Source organism: Vibrio ichthyoenteri ATCC 700023, from assembly GCF_000222605.1.
Classification (GTDB): Bacteria; Pseudomonadota; Gammaproteobacteria; order Enterobacterales; family Vibrionaceae; genus Vibrio; species Vibrio ichthyoenteri.
The window spans coordinates 1-21,153 of record NZ_AFWF01000166.1; the positions used below are offsets into that span (position 1 = coordinate 1).

Genomic DNA, 21,153 nt, shown 5'->3' on the forward strand with positions numbered 1-21,153 from the left:
GTGCCATAACGTACAGGCATTACGTATTCACAACACTTACAAGGGAATCGACGACGTGGCTCATGACGACGAATACCCGTCCCTTGTTTTGCCACCTGTGGACGCTTGCTTTTAAAGTTTGATTTATTATGCTCCATGCGTTTGCTCCTTTTTTACATTAAGTCTTGTTGCCCAGTGCTGACAGAACTCAGCCCGACAGACTGCCCAATCTAAATTGGCTGAGCGAGTATCTAAAAGGCAAACCACAGCCTCAGCCCAATAAATTGAGGCTTCGCTATATTCATTTAGTCGTTCAAGCAATGCCGCTTGTTCGGCAAGTTCGATGTACTTTTGATAAGCACTGTATTTTCTAGCCATTCAAAATTCCTTTGGAATAAGTTCAATCTCTAAATTCAGGCAAAGCGAAGCCAAAGCGGGAACGCGTGATGCGTCGCTTGCCTGTATTTAATTAATTAATTGGTTGTCTTGGTATTAACTCACTTGTTGCAAGCGAGCGGAACGATTACAGCTTGGCGAAATCTAAAGAAATCGCCTGCATTTCGTCTTTTGTGCCTTTCTCGTAGAAGCGAACATAAGACTTGCTGGTGGAGATAAGAACGCTTTCAGATACCGCATTCATCGCCTCAAGCCAACGAGCATCATCAATCTTGATACGGCGCAAGCTTAGAATACGTGAGGTGCTGATGTTACCTTCTTTGTCCACTTGGAAGGCATCTGTAATGATTGCGCGCAGGTTTTCATTGGCACCCTCAGACCATTCGCTAACTAGCTCATCAATGATGTCTTTTGCGATCTTTAAATCAGGGCCAAAGGTAATCGTGTCTTGCATTGAAATTACGACTTTATTTGAGCCATCAAACGAAGTGAAAGAAACATTGCCTTTTTTACCACCAACTTTGCGATCATACTTTTCAGCAAGCAAATCCATAAAAGCATGGCAATCATCAAAAGCTCGGGCTTTAAACTCTGTGAGCAGCGCTCGGTGTTGCTTTGATACCGCCACTAGGTTACGCACAAACTCATCCATCAGTTTGTCGTGATCTTCGACTTGAGATGCCGGAACGAAACGACCTTTACGGTCTTGCATGTAGCCTGCTGGAATTGCAAATCCAGGGGCTGTATCAACTTCTACGGTAGATGTTGTTGTCATTTCAGTATTCATGTTATTTACCTTGTTCATATTGATTCACTAATAGCAGTGCATCATCAAGTGCTGCTTTTGCCCTTTTTAAACGAATTTTATTCATTTTCGTTTGACGGTTGATGTGTTTAACAGCGCTATTCATCATCATTACGGCAGCGCCAAAACCTAAAAGTACCCCAATGAAAAACATTAAAATGATGCTCGACATGACTCCTCCCAACAAACGGTGTCACGATTTACTCGAATCGCTTTCATGACTTTACGCTGACCATTTAAAACCGTGTTGATAATGAAGATGGGGGCATCCCCAATTTCTTGCTTTACCAGCTCGTTAAGTTGAAGTGGAAACTCACACATCACTAACGCACCTTTGCCCATTGGTCGACGTGAAGCGACCCAAGACTTACCTAACACAACCACCATATCGGTTAACATAATTCTTACCCCACACTTAAACATTCAACGTAATGCTTTGAGTCCAATCCGAAAGGCAATTGCAGCAATCGGTTGAAAGGCTTTGCTCGATCAAATTCTTTGTACATCGTTTCTTTTAGGGCACTGGGTTCAAACCCTCCATTTCGACATTTATGGCAAAGGCATGCATCATTAATTCGCCATATCAGCTCATTACGAGAGCATTTGGAGCATGTACCGCGAAAGCTTCGTCCTGTTACTATCCAACGGCATTCCTTTCTGCCTGAGTATTGTATTGCGCCGTACTCATTAAGCTTTTTTAGTGACCAATCACAACGAATGTCTAATAACACATTAAGTTCGGCAGTGGTCATTGGGTTCTTCTTGAGCGCCTCGATAATCACGTCTGCTGTCTCAAGGTCATAAACTCCCGTCATGAGCATTTTCATCACGCTACCTCTTTAATGAAGTTGTAAGCCTTATCCATATGCTTAGCGTTAACGGTACTGCCTTCATCTTTCGCTATAGATATCGCTAAACGGATCAAGTGTCGTAATGTTCTTAATTGTCCCGTCGTAGTTGGTATCACTTTGTAGGCCCATTTAATGACTTCTGAATCGGTTATTCCCCAGGCTTTAAGGTATGTCTGAATGTCTTTTTGTGTAGAGCGTACTATCTTGCGAGATTTCAAAATGCGTGACCAAACGGGATACATATTGGTGCGAGATTTTGAAGCGCTCATGCGAGTGCGAACAACGTCATTCCCCAGCAGAGTGACCCCTATACGGTTCTCTGTCAGTATGCGCAAACCATTAAGGGTATCGTCAGTGGTGTATTGCGCTTCATCAACAATCAATAAGCCATTGCTGCCTGTAATACGCTGCATAATTTCGTAATCAATACGGTCGATCGTCATACCATTGGTATGGATACCCATCTCACGCGCAATGGCCGCCAAGAACGCTTTACGTGATTTGATGTTCGGTGAAGCGGTCACTATCCAAACATTACTGTTATGTTTCTGGTAACGTTTAGCTGCTTCTGTTTTACCCACTCCCGCACCTTCATAGGCCATCGTCCAAGCTTGAAAACCTTGCGATAAACGCATCATTTCGAGTAATGCTTGAGCTGTCGGTGTTTCAACCCATTCAGGCTCTTGGCACGTTTCTTTACGTGTTGCGATACCCGCTTCGTATGTTGTTAGCCAACGGGCCAACTTATCGACATAGAGTTCAGTATTGCCCGTATAACGTCCCTTCAATAAAGGCGTTAAAATTTGAGGTGAGACCGCTGACCGACGGGATACTTCAGCATTAGTTAAACCATCACGCTCTATAATTGCTTTGACTTGCTCAATAACGTTCATCATAATTCCTTCGTTACCTTACTTTGTTACTCACCAACTGCTGGTTGGAAGGTATTAAACATGGCGTTGATGATGTTGGTATCATCATCTTCCCATTCATCGTCATCCAACTCTGTTTGGGTGGCGATTTTTTTATACCCATCTAAATGCGTCGGAAGAGTGGGCACCATTTCAGTGATGCCTGGTACAACAGAACCCAATCCAGAATCTTCGTGCTTAACACTCTTTAGAAGTGACTCAAACTGCTCTTTGTCCATCAACTCAGCTTGTTGTTCAAGAAGGCTTAAACGGTTCTTCATATCTCCTTGAAGTAGCACCTGCATTCGCTTAGCACTTAGACTGCTAAACCCTGCATCCTCTAACATTGGGATTGGGGTGATTAAGCATCCACTCTTGTCATAGGCATACACTTCACTGTGCATGTCATATGGGTTGTACTTCACTGAGATACGCTCACCGATATAGTCGTACAACACAGCAGATCCATAGCGATTGGTTCTATAATTTGAGTCAGTTTTGGCTTTATATTTACTGGCCATTAACTCAAAGACTCCAGACTCTCGAACCATCACCGTCTCTTGTTTTAATAGACACAAACGGATTTGCTCAGGTGTTGGTCGTTTAATTTGAGAAACGGCATAGCTTTCATTAAATACCTGCTGATAACTCTTTATTCCTCGCGCCATCTCAGTGCGTCGTCCTTGCTCGTGGTTGTAATCAACCACCCATTCGTCAAAGAGCTGACATAGCAGAGCAAATGGAACTCCTCGCTTACCACCTTCATAATTTGCAGGTTTAGACATAATGTCCTTACCTGTATAACAACCTTCAAATTCAGGGCGACGTTCAAATTGACCGATGCCACCTTTACTGTGAAAGAGACGCTCAACAGGTTTTGCTCGAGCGCTACCTTTATTCCCGACGTTATCTTCGATAATGCCTGTCCAGTTAATGTCATCACTGCTGTAACCTAAATCTTGAAGTAAACCTTCAAGTTCGCTGGTGCTGAATTTTTTATACTTACCATCTCGACCTGGTTTTTTCATTGACCCTGTTATTTGGTCAGATAACGCAGCGGAACCTCGGTCAAACAACCATCCACCAGGAAGACCATTCACCTTAATCATGTTTGCAATCGCAATCGAGAGCATCTCATTGTTCTCAGAGATATCGATGCTGTAGCCAACAATTGCAGAGCTATAAACATCTTGAAAGACCCAAACGGTTGGACGAATTATCTTGCCATTTTCAAGTTCACACTGAACACGGAAGGTATGACCATCACCGTTAACGAGCTCAAGAGCATGCATTCCCATTCGAGTACGTCTTAAACTTGGGGTTAATGACTGATGAGCCGCCGCTTTACCTTTACGCATTAATACGATCAGCTCATGTGGAATATTGGTTGAGATCCACTTTCTCAAATAACCCACACTCGGTACTGTCCAACCATGTTGTAACGCAACCTTCACGGTATTACGTCTCGCTTCCGCGACCGTTACATCTGGTTTTAGATAAGCGGTTTTGAAGAAGCTTTGAGCTTCTTTGGCGAAATCTACGGTCTTACCGTCACCAAGCTTCTTACCTTGTGTCGTCGCTAAATAAGGCAACCAATCCTGTTTATCGATCTTGTTAAGCTTTGGCTCAGTGTAGAACCACTTGCGAATGGCTCTGGCGCTAAATTCTGTTAGTTCTCCAGCCATTTGCATTGCAACTTTCTTTGTTTTGCCGTTTTCAATCAATGAATGAACCAGTAGTGCCGCTTCAAGCCTTTTCTGTGCAACTGCTTTGACTTTGCTGGTGGCGTTGTCGTAGTCATACCAAACTTCTTCGACTGATTTACGAGTACGTTGCTCTGTCGGTTTGGCAACTTGTTCTTCAGCCAGTTGTTTTACCTTTACCTGAAGCAGATAAATCTTAGTCTCCTGCGGTAGGGCATCAATATGATATTCGATAGCCTTAGAGCCTTGTCGTCTCTGCTTAAAACTTTCGTTCGTATCTTTTAGTTGGATACGCACATTACGTTCTAGCTTTGCTATACCAGGTAGACCTGCTAACTCTTTAACTGTTAGGTACATCGCAACGTCCTTTCTTTGGCTGATAACGACTTGGCCAAATTTCTTCTGGCGAAAGTTCAAGCGCATTTGCGATCGCCTCTTGAGCTTTTCGATATGTATTGTTCCAAACCATGTAATAAGTCCCGGGAGCTTTTCCATTCGCGATTGATATTGCTCTAACTGATGTACCAACATCCTCTAGCGCATTCATTATTTCGCGTTTAGTCCAATCTCGTCGAACATTCGCATCTACATTAGTGATCTCTTGAGTCATATTTGCTACCCTAAAATACTTAGTACATGTACTAAGCGCATTTACTAATGAACATTGCTTAATACATGCGCTTAGTATTGATCGCAATTGGGGTTATTGCAAGTTCTCATTTGAGATCCTTTTCTTAAATGTATGAATATTGAACAACATCAACACTTATGGGTTATGAATCAATGGGTTATGACGAATCGGATCATGAAAGCAAAAAACGCAATTCCGATCCTTTTCCTGAAGGCAGAAAAGGATCTATAAAAGACCGACTATTGGAACTAAAACGAGGTCGAACTAACCGTGACTTAGCTAAGGCATGGAACATTCCGCTATCTACATTGACTGGTTATATCAATAGAGGCTCGATTCCTCCGGTAGATACTGCGTTCTCAATTGCGGTTATTGAAGGTGTAAGTATTGAATGGCTAGTTACTGGTTCGCAGAAAATTGCACCACCTACGAATGAAGGCTATTCATCGACACATGAAAGAATTTTAGAGAAACCTAAATACAATGTTGCAGCCGCAGCTGGTGGGGGGTCATTTATAGATTCGGTCACACCTATTGAATATTATCCATTTACTTATAACTACCTGAAAAGAAATAAGTTATTACATGCTAATCTATGTATCATAGAAGCTCGTGGCGAAAGCATGGAGCCCACAATAGAGAGTGGTGACGATTTATTGATAAAGCTTATTGATGAGATGCCAGCAAAGCCATTTGAGGGCGTTTATGTTGTTAGAATGGAAAATCACTTGCGAGTGAAAAGGCTTGAATATGATATCGTTCGTGAAGGATATCGAGTGATTAGTGATAACAAGCTACATTCGGAAGAGTTTGTCAGTAAAAATGACTTCGACAATTTTCTAGTTGTCGGTGAAGTTGCCAAGGTTATAGGTAAGCCATCAGAATTAGTTCATTGTACTGATTAAGATTAGAGATCTCACTTGAGATCTCTTTTTTTGCCACTTATTAATAGCTATTTTGGTTAAAGAAATAAATAGGATCTATATTTGAGCACTCATCTTTTGTTTTCAATCACTTGAGGATGAAGATAAGTACACTTTCTTCTGGGACATTTCTTTTTTTTATTTACACTATTTAATTATTACTCTCATCAGATTGACGTTAAGTCGCCTAGACTGATGCAAGATCACTCATTCGAGCTCATTAATATTACGAAAAGTGAGATTAATCCGTGGGCTGAGAATGCGTTTACTTTTTGGTAGTGCGTGCTTCCAGTAATGCTGTAAGGTTCCGCCCATTACAAGTAAGGCGCCGTGGGAAAGCTCAAAACGAATGGAATCGCCGCTGTGGATGTGTTTAAGGGCAAAAGTTCTGGTGGCACCTAAACTTAGCGAGGCAATGATAGGGTTAACTCCAAGCTCAATTTCGTTGTCTTGATGCCATCCCATAGAATCCTTACCATCTCGATATAGATTGAGTAACACACTATTAAATGTATGTTGGCAGGCAGACTCACAGCGGCGTTGCAACTCAATGATGGTGCTTGGCATGGGGGTTGGATTAAGAGTAAGCCCTGAATAGCGGTAGCTTTTGTCACTATACCAAGCAGTCAGCCGAGGCTGTGGTATCGATTTTCCAAACAGGAAGATTGAACGTTGTTGCCAAGCCACTTGGTCTTGCAGTTGCGAAAGTAGCAAGTCCGCTTCATCTTTAGCAATAAAATGAGGCAAATAGAGAATTTCGCCATCGGCTACAGTTTGCCAAATTCTGCTTTTTCCCATCTATCTTCTCCACTATTGACTCAATTCTACAATAAATTAGCTTTTTTATCGGTGAAGTTTCATGCTGCGTATTATAGTTTACTAATGATAAAAATATAAATTGTTGTGTTCATGCTGGTGTGAGTGGCCACTGAATGCAAAACGACGTTGTTGCTGCGTTTTTGCATGTTAAGGGGGGCTAATGAAGTATCGCCAAGGTTGGTATTGGTCACTGTTTTTATTCTGGGTGCTGTTTATGCTTGTTGCAGCAACTGGGGTCGAATATTTGAACCGATATCAACAACAATATCTCAATTCGATCGAATTGGAAGATGCTAGAGAGGATCTTTCATTGGTTCGATCGCGGTTAGAGTCGTTAGTTTTTTCTGATATTTATATTCTTAGCAGTTTACCCGCCCAGATTGCACTCAATCCTAAATTAGATCAGCCTGAGTGGGATAACATCGCACACAGTATTCAACAAAGAAGCCGTCATATTCGTGTATTGGGGCTAGCGCCAAATGACGTTGTTGAATATGTTTATCCGCCTACGGGCAATGAATCGGTTTTAGGACTCGATTATCGAACCATTCCAGAACAGTGGTCATCGATACTCAAGGCTAAGAGCATCAAAGAAACATTCATTGCTGGCCCCGTAAGTCTGTTTCAAGGTGGTCAAGCCTTGATTATTCGTATGCCGATCTTTACTGATCCGCCAGTAAACCAAAAATATTGGGGGGTATGTAGTGTCGTGATTGACTTACAAACTCTTTTTGAAGATGCGGGCGTTTATCGCTTGAATCAACATTACAATATTGCGCTGCGGGGTGTGGACAGCACCGGTGATATGGGAGCGGTGTTTTTTGGTCAACCTTCGACATTTACAGACTCTTTTGCGAGTGAAAATATTCATTTTCCGTATGGGCATTGGGTGATTGCAGCCGCGGCGAAAGGTGACTTTCTAAGTCAAATCAATTGGTATCAAGTTCACGGTGCGCGGCTTATTGGCTACGGTGCTTTACTGGCGATATCGTTATCTTTTATTGCAGTGTCACGCATGTATCACAAAGCGAATCAACGCTCTCTACACGATGAGTTAACGGGGTTGCCCAATCGTCGCTATTTTATGTTTACTATTCAACATCAGTTTGCGTTAGCCACCAGTTCGCTGGGCAACGAAAGTTTTGCGTTGGTCAATATCGACGTGGATAAATTTAAGTGGGTTAACGATAAGTTTGGCCATGATGCTGGTGATAAAGTATTGATCGCCACGGCGAAGCGTATTCAAGGAGCGTTGAGAGCATCCGATATTGTTGCTCGGGTCGGAGGTGATGAATTTTTGCTGCTACTACCCCGCGTGATGACGGAACATGATGTGGAAAGCATCACCAATACGATTTTGAAAGCAATTAGCAACCAACCGGTTTTTTATGACAATCATGCTATCAATATCAGTGTGAGTATTGGCTACGCGCTCTTTGATAAACAATATCATAGCATTGAAGACATGTTTAAACTGGCTGATAGCCGAATGTATCAAGCTAAGAAACGCAGCTAAAGATCGAGCTTTTGCAAAATGCAAAAAGTGATTTTGCAAAATATATCAAATTTGCAAAATGGCAACTGGGCTATGCATGATGTTTTCATGAAACAGTTTAATATTCATCCAAAAACAATCATTTAGGCACGACTTAAAAGTTGGCACGCATCATGCTTTAACAAGAATGACCCTTATTAAGCCGAGGGTCACCTAGCCAACTGACGTTGTTAGTGAACCGAATTTTTGTTCACAATCATACATAGCCAATCACCTCTATTGTGATTGGCTTTTTTTCTGCCTAAATTCCCGTTACAGCATGTGTTACACGTTAAGGTCAGTGCTATTTAGTCATTATCACCACTGTCACCACAACGCTGATAACAACTTGGCTGTCGTGGACACACTGCACCACGTGAACATATCACTCTAGCATCGGAATAGAGCCCACGCTCAACCCAGTTAATATTCAGTATTTTTGCGATGGTGGTAAATTCTTGTTCGATGTGTCGTGGAATGGGTGCGCTCCCCCCACTTTCCACACATAAGGCCTTTAACTCTTCAGCAATCGCTTTAGAGTGTCCTCCTTGTGCATCGATGGCGGGATTCAAATCAATGCCTGCACATAAGACACGATTATTGCCTGCAGGGTCCGTCATATTGATGGATTCACAACAATAAATACGGGGCTCGTCACCGACGTGTAAAATGGATATTTGTGCAGAGCTGGCGCTTTGCGGCTCTGACAAACGTCTAAATACCGCCCAATGTTGACAAGGATCGTTAACTTTACGCATGTTCCCCCAAGGTAGTGGGATACCATTACCACGGTAAACCGCTTTGAGTTTGTTTTGTCCATAGGCATCAAAATAGTGCCAATGAGGGTAGGGAGAAACAACGGTCATGCGGCGCATCGCGACAGAAGGGGAAACCCCCGCTTTTTTATGCACATCAATTTCATAGCCATTGCGATCGAGCAATTGACGAAAAGGCACTTTCGGGCATAGCAACGCACCAGCAAAGAAGCTGGATTCAAAATCGCGCCATGCTTGTAAGATGTCTTTTGAGTTGAGTTCCGAACTGCTGTTTTGATCTGGATCGCCTTCCCAACTGTTAGCGTGACCAACAGAGAGCACGCTTTTTAAACCTTCTTTGGAATGCAATACGCAGTGGCCGATATAAACGGCTAAGTCATACTTTAAGCGAGTAGGGTAGTCACGCAGTATTTCATTGAGGTAAATGCTGCCAGGTGGTTCAAAAAAGGAAGTGACCACTTGTTTTGCGCTTACTCCAAGCTCATCTACAACATCTTGAGGGGCACGAGAGATCCAGCGAATGGTCAGGCCCATGCTGCGCGCAATATCCATTAAATCTTGTGCGGATAAATTGAGTCGTTTAAGGCCGACCTCTTCCGCTGCGCGCTCCAAATCAGGGAAATGGTTTTGATGGCTTTCTTGATGTGCACGGATCAGTAGATGTGCAAACTGGCGGCCTGTGATTCCGGTTTGCGAGAGCATCTCGGGAATCGCGATCTGTAAGATATCTTTGGAAAAGAGAAAGCTTGGCTCCAAAGCCATACCGCTAATGCCGCCACGATTACCTTTGTCCGGCGTAATGTCTTCATGTGCAGGTTCATCATCTAAAAACCATGCGGGGTCTTTTTGGAATACCTCCGCGATGACTTCAAGCATATCAATGCTTGGTACCCGCTTTCCGCGCTCAATCATCGAGAGATAAGAAACCGATGGTGCATACTCTGGATTAATGCGGATACAACGAGCAGAGAGATCTTCCATCGTTAAATGGTTGCGTTTCCTCAAGTTTCTAATCTTGGTACCGAGGAAATGAGACTGGCGTATCAAACTTTTTGACAAGGACATTTTGTAAAATTCACATTGTAAAATTTTTGTTGTGAAATTGTAGTCAAAATTTCGCTAGTCTACAAAGTATGCAAGTTCACAAATTTGTCATTAAATTGCTAAACAAGTTTCATGAACTGCGTAGGGACTTAAACGATGTGTTATCCGCGAGGGAAAGACTATGAATATGCAAACTTTCGATAATAATGAGATTCAAACGAATACAAAGCCATTTATTGCAAATGCAGTCTTTGCCGTGGAAGCAATCAATGCTGAACAAGCAGTCGAGAAACAGCTCAAAGCGAAACAGCTACTTGATCGACTATTTCCGCTTGAAAATGGGTCACACAGTGATGTAACGGCTTATGTAATCGATTACCGCCATGTGATGGCTTATTTCAAAGACGGCCGCCACAGCGGCTTAAAGCATCCTAAACACTTTGTTGCGTTTACGGGCGAGAAAGAAGATCCGCATTCGATTTTGCTACGTGATGGCAATGGCAGCCATATGGAAGTTTTGTTTGGTTACCATAAAGGTACAGGCGCAATTGAGCATATTGATATTGATGACATTCAGATGGAAACGTGCACTACGTTCCCACAAGCGGACTCAAGCGCAGCAATGCGTCATTGGATTAGCTTGGTGAAAGGGGATCAAAAAGGCCGTCCATGCGCTTGCAGCGAAGACAAAGAATATACCGCAAAAAACGGGGATGATTATCGTCTTGACTGCTGCTTTAAGCTTTGAATAAATCAATGCTCGTTTACGCTAAGCGAATAAGCCGTAAACAATGTGACATGATGTAATGAGGTTCCAGCCACAGTGGCTGGAATTTTTTTTATGGGCTGAATTCCACCACAGAGAAATGAGGGTTTTCGATGAGAGCATGCAATGAAATCATCTGCTCGGTAGGCAGCAATATTTCTGCTTGTTGGGTTTGCAATAACAAACACTCCTGATGCTGCTCGTTGTAGCGCGTGTTCTGCGCAATACCTTCATAAATCGAATGATCTTTGAGCGTAATGCGGACTGGAAAATGATATAGGCAAGCAATTTCAAGGTAATCGTATTGCTGACATGAAATCATGATTGTTCCTTAAATGGTTTTAACTCCACCACATTCCCTTCAGGATCGGAGATATAGAGTGAGCGGCCAAAGCCTTGTGCACCGTAACGTTCTGCCAAAGGCTCGGTTTTAATCGCGTTTTGATGAAGATAACTTAACAGTGTCTCCTCACTGTGTGACGCTATTTGCAGACAAAAATGATCCAAATTTCGTCCATTTTGCTGTGGTGCTTTCCCACCTAATTTTCCTAGTTCACTGTTGACGGTGACAATGTCGATCAACGCTTGACCTGCTCTAAGTTGCGTTAAGCCTAGATCTGGCAGGGTACGCTCAATGCTGCAACCAAGAATGTGGTGATAAAAATGCAGCATAGGATTAAGGTTAGTCGTGCGTAAGACGATATGATCTAAGCCAATGATCTTAATCATACCTATCTCCTATTGATCATTTTCTGGTAAGTCTATTCATTATAATGGCTAAACCATGAGTTTGGTGGCCAGTAGTAACATCACCAAACCAATGAGAGCTTCTAACACTTTCCACGAACGTGGGCGCTGAAATATGGGAGCAAGTAACCTTGCACCGTAGCCTAAAGCGAAGAAAAATAAAAATGAGCCGGAGATAGCCCCCAAAGCAAAGTTTAGTTTGTTTGGTTCGTATTGAGTGGAGATTGAACCGAGTAACACCACGGTATCCAGATAGACATGTGGGTTGAGCCAAGTAAATGCAAGGCACAGTAAAGCAGTACGTCCTGCACTCGCTTTAGTGTCTCCTTGTGGTGTTAAGGTATGATTGGTGTGCCAAGCAGAATAGAGGCTACGCAAACCGTACCAACTCAAAAAGAGTGCGCCACCATAACGGGCAAAGAGTTCTAAATTTGGGAACTGTGTTACTAGCACTCCAAACCCCGCAACACCAGCAGCAATTAAAATTGCGTCGGATATGGCGCAAACAGAGCAAACCAGTAGGACATGATGCCGCTGAATACCTTGTTTTAATACAAAAGCATTTTGTGCGCCAATCGCGATGATTAAAGATAATCCCAGTGCGAGACCCGCAAAATAGGTGCTCACTTAAAAACTTGACCCTGGTTGGTTGAGAAACTCAAGTTCTTCGTTGCTGCTTTCACGGCTTAAGATGGCATTTCGATGAGGATATCGACCAAATTGATCAATAATGGCTTTATGTTTTAGTTCAAAATCGTAATTGTTTTCCATTCCGACTTGGTTGAATAGCTCGACCGCTTGCTGGTGGATCAGCGCGGACTCACTGTGCATATATGGCATGTATAAAAATGAACGCTCAATTAGGCTAAGAGATTGATCAAGTTCAAGCCGAACAGCTTCTTGTGCAAGGCCTAGTGCGAGAGGATCTTGGCTAAAGGCTTGCGGAGTGCTGCGATAGACATTACGCGAAAATTGGTCGAGTACAATGATTTCTGCCAGTCGCCCTTGCGCGGTTTCACGCCAGATAAATAATTCACCTTGTGCGGCTTGCTTAAGTAATTCACCAAACTGACTGCGAATTTTTTCATCAATGTCTGGATTAGCGACGAACCAATCTTTTGCATCTAGCTGGTTAAACCAAAAATCGAGAACTTGTTGTTGCATGTTGAATCCCTTTTATTGCGTTGAGCACGATCATCTATCGGTTTAACAATATAGCTCAGATTGAGTAACGGAAAAACGCTGAGAAACAGAGAAAGCAAGTTACTGAATAGAAAATCGCCAAGAGAGTTGAAATTTGTTTCGTCAGGCATATAATCTGTCGCCCGAAATCCACGTGCTCAATTAAATATGTCGCTATTGAAAAAGCCTGATCGCATGACGGCGATGCAAGATATCATCACGCAAGTGCTGGAAGAGTTGCCTCTGTATGAACCTGAAACTTATGTGTGTGGCAGTAAGGGAAACTGTGTTGGCTGCCCTAAGAAGTTATTGGAAATGGTCGATGGGGAACTGACTTATTGGCAGAGTGCGTTGTCGCGCGGTATTACGCCGCAATTTGATGAAATTCGACGTTTTGGCAAGATGTGCAGTAGTGTTCGCAAAGGACTCGCTCGTAACAACTTACTGCTGAAACCCAACCCTTAGAATAAAATGACGCTGTGGCTATCATTTTTTATGACGTAAAAGTAAGGGGAGCATTTGGCTCCCCTTACTTTTATTCAATCTTGCTTTCAAACTCACTGCTTATCGCTATATTTTCTTAATTAGAAACAAGCTTTTTGAACGAAGTAAGGATTACTGAATTTTTTTTCTGGGCCTAACTCAGAGATAACCAATCGATTCCAGAGTTCGCGGTCAAACACACCTTTGGGAATCGATGGATAGAGCGTCTCGACCTCTTCATAAGCAAAACGCATAAACTGCTTTTTCTTAATCTGATTATATTTATTGGCAACACGATTGTGCTTTTTGATCCACTCAAGCTTGTAATCGTGTAACGCCGGTTCTGCTTGTTCAAATGGCACACGGGATAAATAAACACGCTTATAAGAGACTTTGCGATCCAACATGGTACGCAACGCAGTCTGAATATATTTGCCGTGTTGCGTGATGGAGATATCGTCTAATTTAAAGAGTTTTACATGCCAACCAACAGGGTAAAAATCCTGTTGTTTAAAGTATTTGTTGCGCGCATCTATTGCATCATGCAATACGATGTCTGACGTACCATTAAAAGTTTGCTGCCAGCGGCCGATGCGAATTTGAAGGGCAGTAGGCAAACGATAAATATTGGTGAATTTATCTTGGTCCATAAGCAAAAATACTACTCAAAACAGCCAATATAACGATATATTCGGCTGATTAACTTCAGGTAATTAGGGCTGAACATTCTAATTAAAAATAGTGAGCCCCGCGAGCATCAAGTTGTATTTATATATGACAAAAATACACATCAATGACATCGTTCAATCAAACGGCTTAACTCAGCGTTGAGCTTTGATTGAGTAGGATAAACCTTGCTCAATGCTAATTCAAGCCAGCGTGTTCACTTTAACTCAGTACTTGCGACTAAAAAATACAGTGTTTGGCGTAATCTTTCGCTTCATTGGCTGTCCAGTCGCCTTTTGCTTTTTGTTCCATATCACTGCACCAAGCTTCACTTCCTACTTCGGTACAACCGAGAAGAAATAAGCTTAAGCCTAATGTGGTCAATAATTTGGTCATGGGCTCTCCTTGATGGGTAAATTAACCATTTTCTTTATATTCTAATAGGTTAGGAACAGAGTTTACTACAACTCAGTGTGCTTGGCAGTGTACTTGTTCTGGCCGAAAAATCTCGCTATGATTTTATAAGGTTACAGCGCAGATCGCACTGCGGCACGATAGCTAACTTTCTCGCTAACTTTGCTTGGCTGTATTAAATAATAACGGACAAAGTGCTTTTGTGAACCACTTCACTAATATTTAAGCCTAAGTGAGCGATGAAAAGATCGAAATCACACATCCGGTGTAATCCTAATGCAAAGTGAATCTGCTTGATTATTATCTCATCGAAACGTTTCGATGGCTTCGCAATCGACAATAACAGCTAATAATGTTGAAGCTCATCGTTACTTAATTGTGTAAGAACTTAATGTTGCAAGACGTGTAACCGAAGGTCGATGAAATGAAAAAAACACCCCTACTAAATTCAGACATTTCTTATCTACTAGCGACGCTAGGTCATACCGATGAAATTACTATATGCGATGCTGGCTTACCTATTCCGGATGCGGTTTCTCGTATTGATTTAGCTCTGACTCATGGCGTACCAAGTTTTATTGACACCGTTCGCGTGATCCTGATGGAGTCACAAATCGAAGGTGTGGTGATGGCGGAAGAGTTTGCCGAGACCAGTCCGGACTTATATCAAGCACTGATGGCTGAACTGGAAGCGGAACAAGCCCGTTGCAACAAAACTTTTCGTATTCAATATGTGTCTCACGAGCAATTTAAGCTGCGTACCCATGAGAGCAAAGCGGTCATTCGCACCGGTGAATGTACGCCTTATGCCAACGTGATTTTTCAAGCTGGCGTTGTGTTTTAACCCGTCCCAAAGCGAAAGGAAAGTGAACATGAAAAAAATTGCGGTGATTGGTTCGACCAATGTGGATTTGATTACTTACGGTAATCGCTTTGCAAAAGGTGGCGAAACATTAGAAGCACAATCTTTTTGTATCGGTAATGGTGGTAAGGGCGCAAACCAAGCGGTCGCGGCGGCGAGATTAGGCTCGCATGTTCTGATGCTATCTAAGGTCGGTGATGACCAGTTTGGAGACATGTCGTTAAACAACTATCAAGCACAAGGTGTAGACACGCAATTCGTCGGCAAAGTGGCGGGCGTGAGCACTGGTGTAGCGCCGATTTTTGTTAACACGGAAACCTCACAAAACTCGATCCTGATTGTAAAAGGAGCCAATAACAGCTTGCTTCCTGCTGATGTTGACAGTGCAGAAGAGGCTCTGAAATCGGTTGACCTTATTGTATTGCAACTCGAAGTACCTCTTGAGACCGTTTATCACGCTATCGATTTTGGTCAGAAACATGGCATCAAAGTGTTACTGAATCCTGCTCCTGCAGTGGCGGAGTTATCGCTGGAGTACGCATGCAAATGTGATTTCTTTGTGCCGAATGAAACTGAATTGGAAATCTTAACCGGTAAGCCAGTTTCTACGATTGAAGAGATCAAGCAAGCGGCAAGTGTGTTATTTGAACATGGCCTGAAAAACCTGATCGTGACGATGGGCTCGCAAGGCTCACTTTGGATCTCGAATGAACGCGAATTACTCACCGCGCCAGTTAAAGTGAATGCGATTGACACGTCTGGTGCCGGCGATGCTTTTATTGGTTGCTTCTCTCATTTCTTTATCGAAACCGGAGATGTGCAACTGGCGATTGAAAAAGCCTCGGCATTTGCCGCGCTTTCAGTGACAGGCAAAGGCACACAGTCATCTTACCCTAGTGTTGAAGTATTCAACGAATTCCAAAAAAATAATCTTTAATAATAACCTGTTACTCAAGAGTGAACATCACTCTTGAGTAATGGAAGAAATGGAAGGTACCTTATGTTTATTAGAAACAATACCGTGCAACACGTCGACGGTTACCTAAATAAAACTCCAATATTCCAGTTTTTGCTTCTGTCTACCGTGTTTGCGTTGTGGTCTGCGGCCGCGGCGCTAAACGATGTGTTAATTACCCAGTTTAAATCCATTTTTGATCTCTCTAACTTTGCGTCGGCGCTGGTGCAATCTGCATTCTATGGCGCGTACTTCCTTGTGGCGATACCTGCCTCTATGGTGGTGAAGAAAACGTCGTATAAATTGGCAATTTTGCTTGGTTTAGCGCTCTATATCTTCGGTTGCATGATGTTTTTCCCAGCTTCTCACGCGGGTACTTACACCATGTTCCTTGCGGCGATTTTTTGTATCGCGATTGGTCTGTCGTTCTTGGAAACCTCATGCAATACCTATTCTGCGATGATTGGTGAACCTGAGCGAGCGACACTGCGTCTGAACATTTCGCACACGATTAATGCGATGGGCTACATTGTTGGTCTACTGCTAGGTAAGCACCTTATTTTCCAAGAAGGCGTTGATGTGGGCCATATGATGGCAACGTTAACAGGCCCAGAGCTCGAAGTGTTTAAAGAGCAAGTTCTGCAGCAAACACTCGAACCATACAAATGGTTAGTGGGTGTGATTGCAACCGTAGCGATCTTAATTGCGGTGACAGAATACCCTAACTGCAAAGCGGTATCGGATAAGAAAGAAGATCAACCATCATTTGGTGAGACCTTGTCATACCTTGCTGGTAATGCTCGTTTCTTTAAAGGTATTGCAACTCAGTTTGCTTACGTGGGTATGCAGGTGGCGGTATGGTCATTCACCATTCGCCTCGCGCTTGAAATGGACTCAAACATGGTTGAACACGATGCGGCCAATTACCTACTGTATGCCTTTATCATGTACTTCCTAGGCAAGTTGCTTGCTAATTACCTGTTTACCAAAACATCACAAGAAAATGTGTTGATGGGCTACTCTGCAGTGGGGTTCTTCTGCTTACTTTACGTAACGTTCGTGCCTGATTTCAGCGCTGTATGGGTGGCAGTTGGTACTTCAGCGCTATTTGCACCATGTTGGGCAACCATCTTCGCTTCAACGCTACAATCGGTTGATACACGTTATACCGAAACCGCGGGTGGTTTTGTGGTTATGTCGATTATTGGTGGCGCAGCGATTCCTGTATTGCAAGGTTTACTGGCAGATAATATGGGTATGCAAACCTCATTCATCGTAAACGCAGCGTGTTTTGCGGTTGTATTCTGCTACTTCCTTAGCGAGAAGAAATACAAACAAGTATTTACTTACACTGCGGCGAAAGCATAATTGAATTTGGTGGTCATTCTGCAAAGGATGGCCACTTTGAGAGGTGACAATGTTTACAATCCCACTATATAAAGATCAGTTTCGCAAAGAGAAAGTGCTCATTGCACAATCTGATTCGTTTGAGATCCATTCCTTTACCTACAATTCTGGTGTTCATGCGGTAGAAATCAAAAACTCAAAAGGTCATTTGGTTATCTTACCATTTATGGGGCAAATGATTTGGGACGCAGAGTTTCTTGGTACCGATTTGTGCATGAAGAATATGTTCTCAGAACCTAAGCCAGCCAAATCGATCGTTGAAACATACGGTTGCTTTGCCTTTCATGCCGGTATGATCCGTATGGGATGTCCTACACCTCAAGATGATCATGTTTTGCATGGTGAGATGCCTTGTGCTGCGATGGATAGTGCTTGGCTGGAAATCAACGACACAACAGTGACGATGAAAGGCAGTTATGAATATGTGATGGGGTTTGGTGATCATTACATGGCGCAACCTTCGGTGTCTCTAGCCAAAGATGCCAGCTTGTTTGATATTCAAATGAGCGTGAAAAACCTCGCCACCGTACCGATGCCATTGCAATATATGTGTCATATCAATGCTGCGTATTTTGATGATGCGGTAATGACGCAAAATATTCCGGATCACGCATTACAACTGCGCGAAACGATTCCTGCTCATGTTCAGCCAAACGAACAGTGGTTGGCATACAATGAGAGCTTGAAAACGTCGGCACCAATTCAAACCTTAAACACGCCAGAGATGTACGATCCGGAGATCGTCTACTGTATGGATAACATCGCGCAATATGCTAAGCGTGCTGTATTTAATATGACGATTGGCGACAAACAGATGGTGACGGAATTTAGCACCGATGAGTTTAATAGTGCCACTCGTTGGATTTTGCGCAGCGGCGATCAACAAGTTGCGGCTTACGCTTTGCCGGCGACCTGTCGTCCGGAAGGATTTTTAACCGCGAAAGAAAAAGGTACGTTGATTTACCTACAGCCGCATGAAGAGCGCAGCTTTACGGTGCGCACCGGTATTCGTTAGCGTAAACGCTTCAGTTCTTCACTCTCTTTCAATCAAGTATGGGGTACTCATTTGAGAGAGAGTGAAGGCCAATGCCTTTGGTTTTTTAGCGATCTGTATTGAGTGGTCATCACCACTAGCGCTGAAAAGCCAAAGTCATTTGTTTAAAATTTTATGTTTAAAAAGAGTTCTTCGCGAACCAAGGATTACCCAATGAATAAGTTAGTTGTGCTCGGTAGTGTTAATGCAGACCATGTCCTTCAGGTGCCTTCTTTTCCTCGTCCTGGCGAGACGTTGCATGGTCGCAACTATCAAGTCATTCCCGGCGGTAAGGGTGCAAACCAAGCGGTCGCGGCTGCGCGTTTGAATGCCGATATTGGCTTCGTTGCTTGTGTGGGGGATGACTCGTTTGGTATCAATATTCGTGAAAGTTTCCGTTTAGATGGCATCAATATCAACGGGATTAAGATGCAGCCCAATTGCCCAACGGGTATCGCAATGATCCAAGTTTCTGAAAGTGGTGAAAATAGTATCTGTTTGTCTGCGGAAGCAAATGATTACCTTACGGCCGCGGCCATTGAGGATGATTTAACCAACATTGCGAACGCGCAGTATTTGCTAATGCAGTTGGAAACACCGCTAGCCGGTATTGAGCGAGCGGCTCAGGTTGCTAAAGACAACCATACCCAAGTGATCCTAAACCCTGCTCCAGCGCGTGAGTTGCCTGATGCGTTGCTACAAAATATCGATGTGATTACGCCCAACGAGACGGAAGCGGAAGTACTAACAGGGATCACGGTGCAGTGCGATGTTTCGGCTCAAGAAGCTGCGGATGTACTGCATGGGAAAGGCATTACCACTGTCATGATTACCTTAGGCGCTAAAGGGGTTTGGCTGAGCCAAAATAACGTTGGTCAATTGATTCCTGGCTTTAAAGTACAAGCAACTGACACAACTGCTGCTGGGGACACATTTAATGGTGCATTTGTCACTGGTTTGCTTGAAGAAATGTCGATAGAATCAGCGATAAAGTTTGCCCACGCGGCTGCCGCAATCAGCGTTACTCGCTTTGGAGCGCAAACTTCAATTCCTCGCCGTGAAGAAGTCGAGGAATTTCTCGCCAAGCAGTAAATTAGGAGTACGGTAGCATGGCAACCATGAAAGATATTGCCAAATTGGCCTGTGTATCAACCTCAACAGTAAGTCATGTTATCAACCAATCCCGCTATGTGAGTGAAGAGATCGCTGAACGCGTGAATCGCGCTGCTCAACAACTCAACTATTCACCTTCGGTACTGGCTCGCAGTTTAAAAACCAATCGAACTAAAACGTTAGGTATGTTGGTGACCACCTCAAGTAACCCTTTCTTTGGTGAAGTGGTTAAAGGGGTGGAACGCAGTTGCTATCAAAAAGGCTATAACCTGATCCTGTGTAATACCGAAGGGGATCAAGAGCGTATGACGACTTCGATCAGCACCTTGCTGCAAAAACGCGTCGATGGCTTAATTCTCATGTGTTCGTCTCTAGAAGGAGAGCACATTGAAATTTTTGATCAATACCCTGATGTGCCAGTGGTGGTTATGGACTGGGGCCCAATGCTCTTTGCCAGTGACAAAATTCAAGACAATTCATTGCGTGGTGGCTACCTAGCCGCCAAATATTTGATTGAGTGTGGTCATCACGATATTGGCTGCATTACTGGGCCATTGAATCGCTACCAAGCGCAGATGCGTTACGAAGGTTACAAGCGTGCATTAAACGAAGAAGGTTTAGAGTTCCACCCCAATTGGATCATTGAAGCAAACTTTGAATGTGATGGGGGCTATGATGCCTTTAATCGTATGTATCAAAAAGGGCCACTGCCGAGTGCGATATTTGTTTGTAACGATATGATGGCAATGGGCGTTATCAATGCTGCCAATGAGAAAGGCATTGCGATTCCAGAAGAGCTTTCGATTATTGGTTATGATGATATTCAAATCGCAAAATATATGTCGCCGTCATTGACGACAATTCATCAACCTAAATATCGTTTGGGTCAAGCCGCGGTAGAAACACTGCTTAGCAAGCTTGAAAAAAATAACGATGAGGCGCAGGTTATTCAACTTGAGCCTACGCTGGTGGAACGCAGCAGTGTTGCTATTCAGTCATAAAAAATTGTTTGAATTTAAATGATGGAATGATCTTAACTAATTTATATAACGAGTATTATTGTGAACAAATGCCTGTATTTCGATGGCGAGCAATAAAACTCGTTTATATTTCTCAATTGGTATACTCGGCACACCTAGCCACTTATTCTGTT

The 21,153-nt window shown here is 43.2% G+C and carries 26 protein-coding genes; 10 read left to right on the top strand and 16 right to left on the bottom strand.

Annotated elements, in window-relative coordinates; all coding sequences use genetic code 11:
- Nucleotides 1-126: 126 nt before the first annotated feature.
- From RH85_RS11725 to RH85_RS11760, 8 genes are all read right to left on the bottom strand, one after another.
- Nucleotides 127-357, bottom strand: coding sequence for an ANR family transcriptional regulator (locus tag RH85_RS11725; protein ID WP_006712457.1), 231 nt, complete (start codon nucleotides 355-357; stop codon nucleotides 127-129).
- A 145-nt stretch (nucleotides 358-502) separates the two neighbouring features.
- A complete protein-coding gene (locus RH85_RS11730; protein WP_006712458.1) occupies nucleotides 503-1,162 on the bottom strand; it encodes a DUF3164 family protein in 660 nt (219 codons plus the stop codon).
- A gap of 1 nt (nucleotide 1,163) precedes the next feature.
- Complete coding sequence (locus RH85_RS11735; RefSeq protein ID WP_039948988.1) at nucleotides 1,164-1,352, bottom strand: hypothetical protein; 189 nt, start codon at nucleotides 1,350-1,352, stop codon at nucleotides 1,164-1,166.
- Complete coding sequence (locus RH85_RS11740) at nucleotides 1,334-1,579, bottom strand: hypothetical protein (protein WP_006712460.1); 246 nt, start codon at nucleotides 1,577-1,579, stop codon at nucleotides 1,334-1,336. The genes RH85_RS11735 and RH85_RS11740 overlap by 19 nt, the downstream gene beginning before the upstream one ends.
- Nucleotides 1,580-1,584: 5 nt before the next feature.
- Entirely contained in the window at nucleotides 1,585-2,010 is a 426-nt protein-coding gene (locus tag RH85_RS11745) for a hypothetical protein (protein ID WP_138956474.1), read from the bottom strand.
- The gene (locus RH85_RS11750; RefSeq protein ID WP_083824875.1) at nucleotides 2,007-2,927 is read right to left on the bottom strand and encodes an AAA family ATPase; all 921 of its coding nucleotides are present in this window, start codon (nucleotides 2,925-2,927) and stop codon (nucleotides 2,007-2,009) included. The genes RH85_RS11745 and RH85_RS11750 overlap by 4 nt, the downstream gene beginning before the upstream one ends.
- A 23-nt stretch (nucleotides 2,928-2,950) precedes the next feature.
- Entirely contained in the window at nucleotides 2,951-5,002 is a 2,052-nt protein-coding gene (locus RH85_RS11755; RefSeq protein WP_006712463.1) for a transposase domain-containing protein, read from the bottom strand.
- The gene (locus RH85_RS11760) at nucleotides 4,986-5,255 is read right to left on the bottom strand and encodes a helix-turn-helix domain-containing protein (protein ID WP_006712464.1); all 270 of its coding nucleotides are present in this window, start codon (nucleotides 5,253-5,255) and stop codon (nucleotides 4,986-4,988) included. Before RH85_RS11760 ends, RH85_RS11755 begins: the two co-directional genes overlap by 17 nt.
- Nucleotides 5,256-5,428: 173 nt before the next feature.
- Here RH85_RS11760 and RH85_RS22070 point away from each other — a divergent pair, with 173 nt between their 5' ends.
- Complete coding sequence (locus tag RH85_RS22070; RefSeq protein WP_160162460.1) at nucleotides 5,429-6,181, top strand: S24 family peptidase; 753 nt, start codon at nucleotides 5,429-5,431, stop codon at nucleotides 6,179-6,181.
- Between the two features lie 225 nt (nucleotides 6,182-6,406).
- Here the strand turns inward: RH85_RS22070 and RH85_RS11770 are convergent, their stop codons facing one another.
- Nucleotides 6,407-6,997 carry an alpha-ketoglutarate-dependent dioxygenase AlkB family protein gene (locus RH85_RS11770; protein ID WP_006712466.1) on the bottom strand — a complete coding sequence of 197 codons (591 nt, stop codon included), beginning with the start codon at nucleotides 6,995-6,997 and terminating at the stop codon, nucleotides 6,407-6,409.
- 181 nt (nucleotides 6,998-7,178) lie between these two features.
- On the opposite strand from RH85_RS11770, the gene RH85_RS11775 reads away from it, so the two are divergent.
- Nucleotides 7,179-8,534 carry a diguanylate cyclase gene (locus RH85_RS11775; RefSeq protein ID WP_006712467.1) on the top strand — a complete coding sequence of 452 codons (1,356 nt, stop codon included), beginning with the start codon at nucleotides 7,179-7,181 and terminating at the stop codon, nucleotides 8,532-8,534.
- Nucleotides 8,535-8,860: 326 nt separating this feature from the next.
- Here RH85_RS11775 and RH85_RS11780 read toward each other — a convergent pair whose 3' ends face one another.
- The gene (locus tag RH85_RS11780) at nucleotides 8,861-10,393 is read right to left on the bottom strand and encodes a DUF3612 domain-containing protein (protein ID WP_039948989.1); all 1,533 of its coding nucleotides are present in this window, start codon (nucleotides 10,391-10,393) and stop codon (nucleotides 8,861-8,863) included.
- 160 nt (nucleotides 10,394-10,553) lie between these two features.
- Here RH85_RS11780 and RH85_RS11785 point away from each other — a divergent pair, with 160 nt between their 5' ends.
- Entirely contained in the window at nucleotides 10,554-11,120 is a 567-nt protein-coding gene (locus tag RH85_RS11785) for an aldolase/citrate lyase/malate synthase family protein (RefSeq protein ID WP_006712471.1), read from the top strand.
- Nucleotides 11,121-11,211: 91 nt separating this feature from the next.
- On the opposite strand, the gene RH85_RS11790 is transcribed toward RH85_RS11785, so the two are convergent.
- Genes RH85_RS11790 through RH85_RS11805 form a run of 4 tightly spaced genes read right to left on the bottom strand, consistent with a single transcriptional unit; the run spans nucleotide 11,212 to nucleotide 13,049 of the window.
- Nucleotides 11,212-11,460, bottom strand: a complete 249-nt coding sequence (locus tag RH85_RS11790) for a Rho-binding antiterminator (RefSeq protein ID WP_006712472.1) — start codon at nucleotides 11,458-11,460, stop codon at nucleotides 11,212-11,214.
- Entirely contained in the window at nucleotides 11,457-11,867 is a 411-nt protein-coding gene (locus RH85_RS11795; protein ID WP_006712474.1) for a VOC family protein, read from the bottom strand. The genes RH85_RS11790 and RH85_RS11795 overlap by 4 nt, the downstream gene beginning before the upstream one ends.
- A gap of 48 nt (nucleotides 11,868-11,915) precedes the next feature.
- The gene (locus RH85_RS11800) at nucleotides 11,916-12,512 is read right to left on the bottom strand and encodes a LysE/ArgO family amino acid transporter (protein WP_006712475.1); all 597 of its coding nucleotides are present in this window, start codon (nucleotides 12,510-12,512) and stop codon (nucleotides 11,916-11,918) included.
- Nucleotides 12,513-13,049 (bottom strand): DUF924 family protein, encoded by a 537-nt coding sequence (locus RH85_RS11805; RefSeq protein WP_006712476.1) that lies wholly within the window; start codon nucleotides 13,047-13,049, stop codon nucleotides 12,513-12,515. It lies immediately after the preceding gene.
- A gap of 186 nt (nucleotides 13,050-13,235) precedes the next feature.
- Between RH85_RS11805 and RH85_RS11810 the strand changes: the two genes are divergently transcribed.
- Nucleotides 13,236-13,532 (top strand): hypothetical protein, encoded by a 297-nt coding sequence (locus RH85_RS11810; RefSeq protein ID WP_006712477.1) that lies wholly within the window; start codon nucleotides 13,236-13,238, stop codon nucleotides 13,530-13,532.
- Nucleotides 13,533-13,651: 119 nt separating this feature from the next.
- Here the strand turns inward: RH85_RS11810 and RH85_RS11815 are convergent, their stop codons facing one another.
- Nucleotides 13,652-14,200 carry an MSHA operon transcriptional regulator gene (locus RH85_RS11815; RefSeq protein WP_006712478.1) on the bottom strand — a complete coding sequence of 183 codons (549 nt, stop codon included), beginning with the start codon at nucleotides 14,198-14,200 and terminating at the stop codon, nucleotides 13,652-13,654.
- 256 nt (nucleotides 14,201-14,456) lie between these two features.
- The gene (locus RH85_RS22340; RefSeq protein ID WP_006712479.1) at nucleotides 14,457-14,612 is read right to left on the bottom strand and encodes a DUF3012 domain-containing protein; all 156 of its coding nucleotides are present in this window, start codon (nucleotides 14,610-14,612) and stop codon (nucleotides 14,457-14,459) included.
- A 442-nt stretch (nucleotides 14,613-15,054) separates the two neighbouring features.
- On the opposite strand from RH85_RS22340, the gene rbsD reads away from it, so the two are divergent.
- From rbsD to RH85_RS11845, 6 genes are all read left to right on the top strand, one after another.
- Nucleotides 15,055-15,474, top strand: a complete 420-nt coding sequence (gene rbsD, locus RH85_RS11820) for a D-ribose pyranase (protein WP_006712480.1) — start codon at nucleotides 15,055-15,057, stop codon at nucleotides 15,472-15,474.
- Between the two features lie 28 nt (nucleotides 15,475-15,502).
- A complete protein-coding gene (rbsK, locus tag RH85_RS11825) occupies nucleotides 15,503-16,429 on the top strand; it encodes a ribokinase (protein ID WP_006712481.1) in 927 nt (308 codons plus the stop codon).
- 63 nt (nucleotides 16,430-16,492) lie between these two features.
- Nucleotides 16,493-17,815 (top strand): L-fucose:H+ symporter permease, encoded by a 1,323-nt coding sequence (gene fucP, locus RH85_RS11830; protein WP_006712482.1) that lies wholly within the window; start codon nucleotides 16,493-16,495, stop codon nucleotides 17,813-17,815.
- Nucleotides 17,816-17,864: 49 nt separating this feature from the next.
- Nucleotides 17,865-18,869 carry an aldose 1-epimerase family protein gene (locus tag RH85_RS11835; protein WP_006712483.1) on the top strand — a complete coding sequence of 335 codons (1,005 nt, stop codon included), beginning with the start codon at nucleotides 17,865-17,867 and terminating at the stop codon, nucleotides 18,867-18,869.
- A gap of 192 nt (nucleotides 18,870-19,061) precedes the next feature.
- Nucleotides 19,062-19,979: a ribokinase gene (gene rbsK, locus RH85_RS11840; protein ID WP_006712484.1), complete on the top strand. Its 918-nt coding sequence runs from the start codon at nucleotides 19,062-19,064 to the stop codon at nucleotides 19,977-19,979.
- Nucleotides 19,980-19,996: 17 nt separating this feature from the next.
- Nucleotides 19,997-21,001: a substrate-binding domain-containing protein gene (locus RH85_RS11845; RefSeq protein ID WP_006712485.1), complete on the top strand. Its 1,005-nt coding sequence runs from the start codon at nucleotides 19,997-19,999 to the stop codon at nucleotides 20,999-21,001.
- Nucleotides 21,002-21,153 lie beyond the last annotated feature (152 nt).

What these genes read in the sequence shown, in the direction of transcription:
- RH85_RS11845 (WP_006712485.1), top strand. Translation starts at nt 19,997, where the DNA reads ATGGCAACCATGAAAGATATTGCCAAATTGGCCTGTGTATCAACCTCA.
- rbsD (WP_006712480.1), top strand. Translation starts at nt 15,055, where the DNA reads ATGAAAAAAACACCCCTACTAAATTCAGACATTTCTTATCTACTAGCG.
- RH85_RS11805 (WP_006712476.1), bottom strand. Translation starts at nt 13,049, where the DNA reads ATGCAACAACAAGTTCTCGATTTTTGGTTTAACCAGCTAGATGCAAAA.
- RH85_RS11760 (WP_006712464.1), bottom strand. Translation starts at nt 5,255, where the DNA reads ATGACTCAAGAGATCACTAATGTAGATGCGAATGTTCGACGAGATTGG.
- RH85_RS11780 (WP_039948989.1), bottom strand. Translation starts at nt 10,393, where the DNA reads ATGTCCTTGTCAAAAAGTTTGATACGCCAGTCTCATTTCCTCGGTACC.
- RH85_RS11815 (WP_006712478.1), bottom strand. Translation starts at nt 14,200, where the DNA reads ATGGACCAAGATAAATTCACCAATATTTATCGTTTGCCTACTGCCCTT.
- fucP (WP_006712482.1), top strand. Translation starts at nt 16,493, where the DNA reads ATGTTTATTAGAAACAATACCGTGCAACACGTCGACGGTTACCTAAAT.
- RH85_RS11795 (WP_006712474.1), bottom strand. Translation starts at nt 11,867, where the DNA reads ATGATTAAGATCATTGGCTTAGATCATATCGTCTTACGCACGACTAAC.
- rbsK (WP_006712484.1), top strand. Translation starts at nt 19,062, where the DNA reads ATGAATAAGTTAGTTGTGCTCGGTAGTGTTAATGCAGACCATGTCCTT.
- RH85_RS11790 (WP_006712472.1), bottom strand. Translation starts at nt 11,460, where the DNA reads ATGATTTCATGTCAGCAATACGATTACCTTGAAATTGCTTGCCTATAT.
- RH85_RS11725 (WP_006712457.1), bottom strand. Translation starts at nt 357, where the DNA reads ATGGCTAGAAAATACAGTGCTTATCAAAAGTACATCGAACTTGCCGAA.
- RH85_RS11835 (WP_006712483.1), top strand. Translation starts at nt 17,865, where the DNA reads ATGTTTACAATCCCACTATATAAAGATCAGTTTCGCAAAGAGAAAGTG.
- RH85_RS11755 (WP_006712463.1), bottom strand. Translation starts at nt 5,002, where the DNA reads ATGTACCTAACAGTTAAAGAGTTAGCAGGTCTACCTGGTATAGCAAAG.
- RH85_RS11785 (WP_006712471.1), top strand. Translation starts at nt 10,554, where the DNA reads ATGAATATGCAAACTTTCGATAATAATGAGATTCAAACGAATACAAAG.
- RH85_RS11730 (WP_006712458.1), bottom strand. Translation starts at nt 1,162, where the DNA reads ATGAATACTGAAATGACAACAACATCTACCGTAGAAGTTGATACAGCC.
- RH85_RS22340 (WP_006712479.1), bottom strand. Translation starts at nt 14,612, where the DNA reads ATGACCAAATTATTGACCACATTAGGCTTAAGCTTATTTCTTCTCGGT.
- RH85_RS11810 (WP_006712477.1), top strand. Translation starts at nt 13,236, where the DNA reads ATGTCGCTATTGAAAAAGCCTGATCGCATGACGGCGATGCAAGATATC.
- RH85_RS11735 (WP_039948988.1), bottom strand. Translation starts at nt 1,352, where the DNA reads ATGTCGAGCATCATTTTAATGTTTTTCATTGGGGTACTTTTAGGTTTT.
- RH85_RS22070 (WP_160162460.1), top strand. Translation starts at nt 5,429, where the DNA reads ATGGGTTATGACGAATCGGATCATGAAAGCAAAAAACGCAATTCCGAT.
- RH85_RS11770 (WP_006712466.1), bottom strand. Translation starts at nt 6,997, where the DNA reads ATGGGAAAAAGCAGAATTTGGCAAACTGTAGCCGATGGCGAAATTCTC.
- rbsK (WP_006712481.1), top strand. Translation starts at nt 15,503, where the DNA reads ATGAAAAAAATTGCGGTGATTGGTTCGACCAATGTGGATTTGATTACT.
- RH85_RS11740 (WP_006712460.1), bottom strand. Translation starts at nt 1,579, where the DNA reads ATGTTAACCGATATGGTGGTTGTGTTAGGTAAGTCTTGGGTCGCTTCA.
- RH85_RS11750 (WP_083824875.1), bottom strand. Translation starts at nt 2,927, where the DNA reads ATGATGAACGTTATTGAGCAAGTCAAAGCAATTATAGAGCGTGATGGT.
- RH85_RS11775 (WP_006712467.1), top strand. Translation starts at nt 7,179, where the DNA reads ATGAAGTATCGCCAAGGTTGGTATTGGTCACTGTTTTTATTCTGGGTG.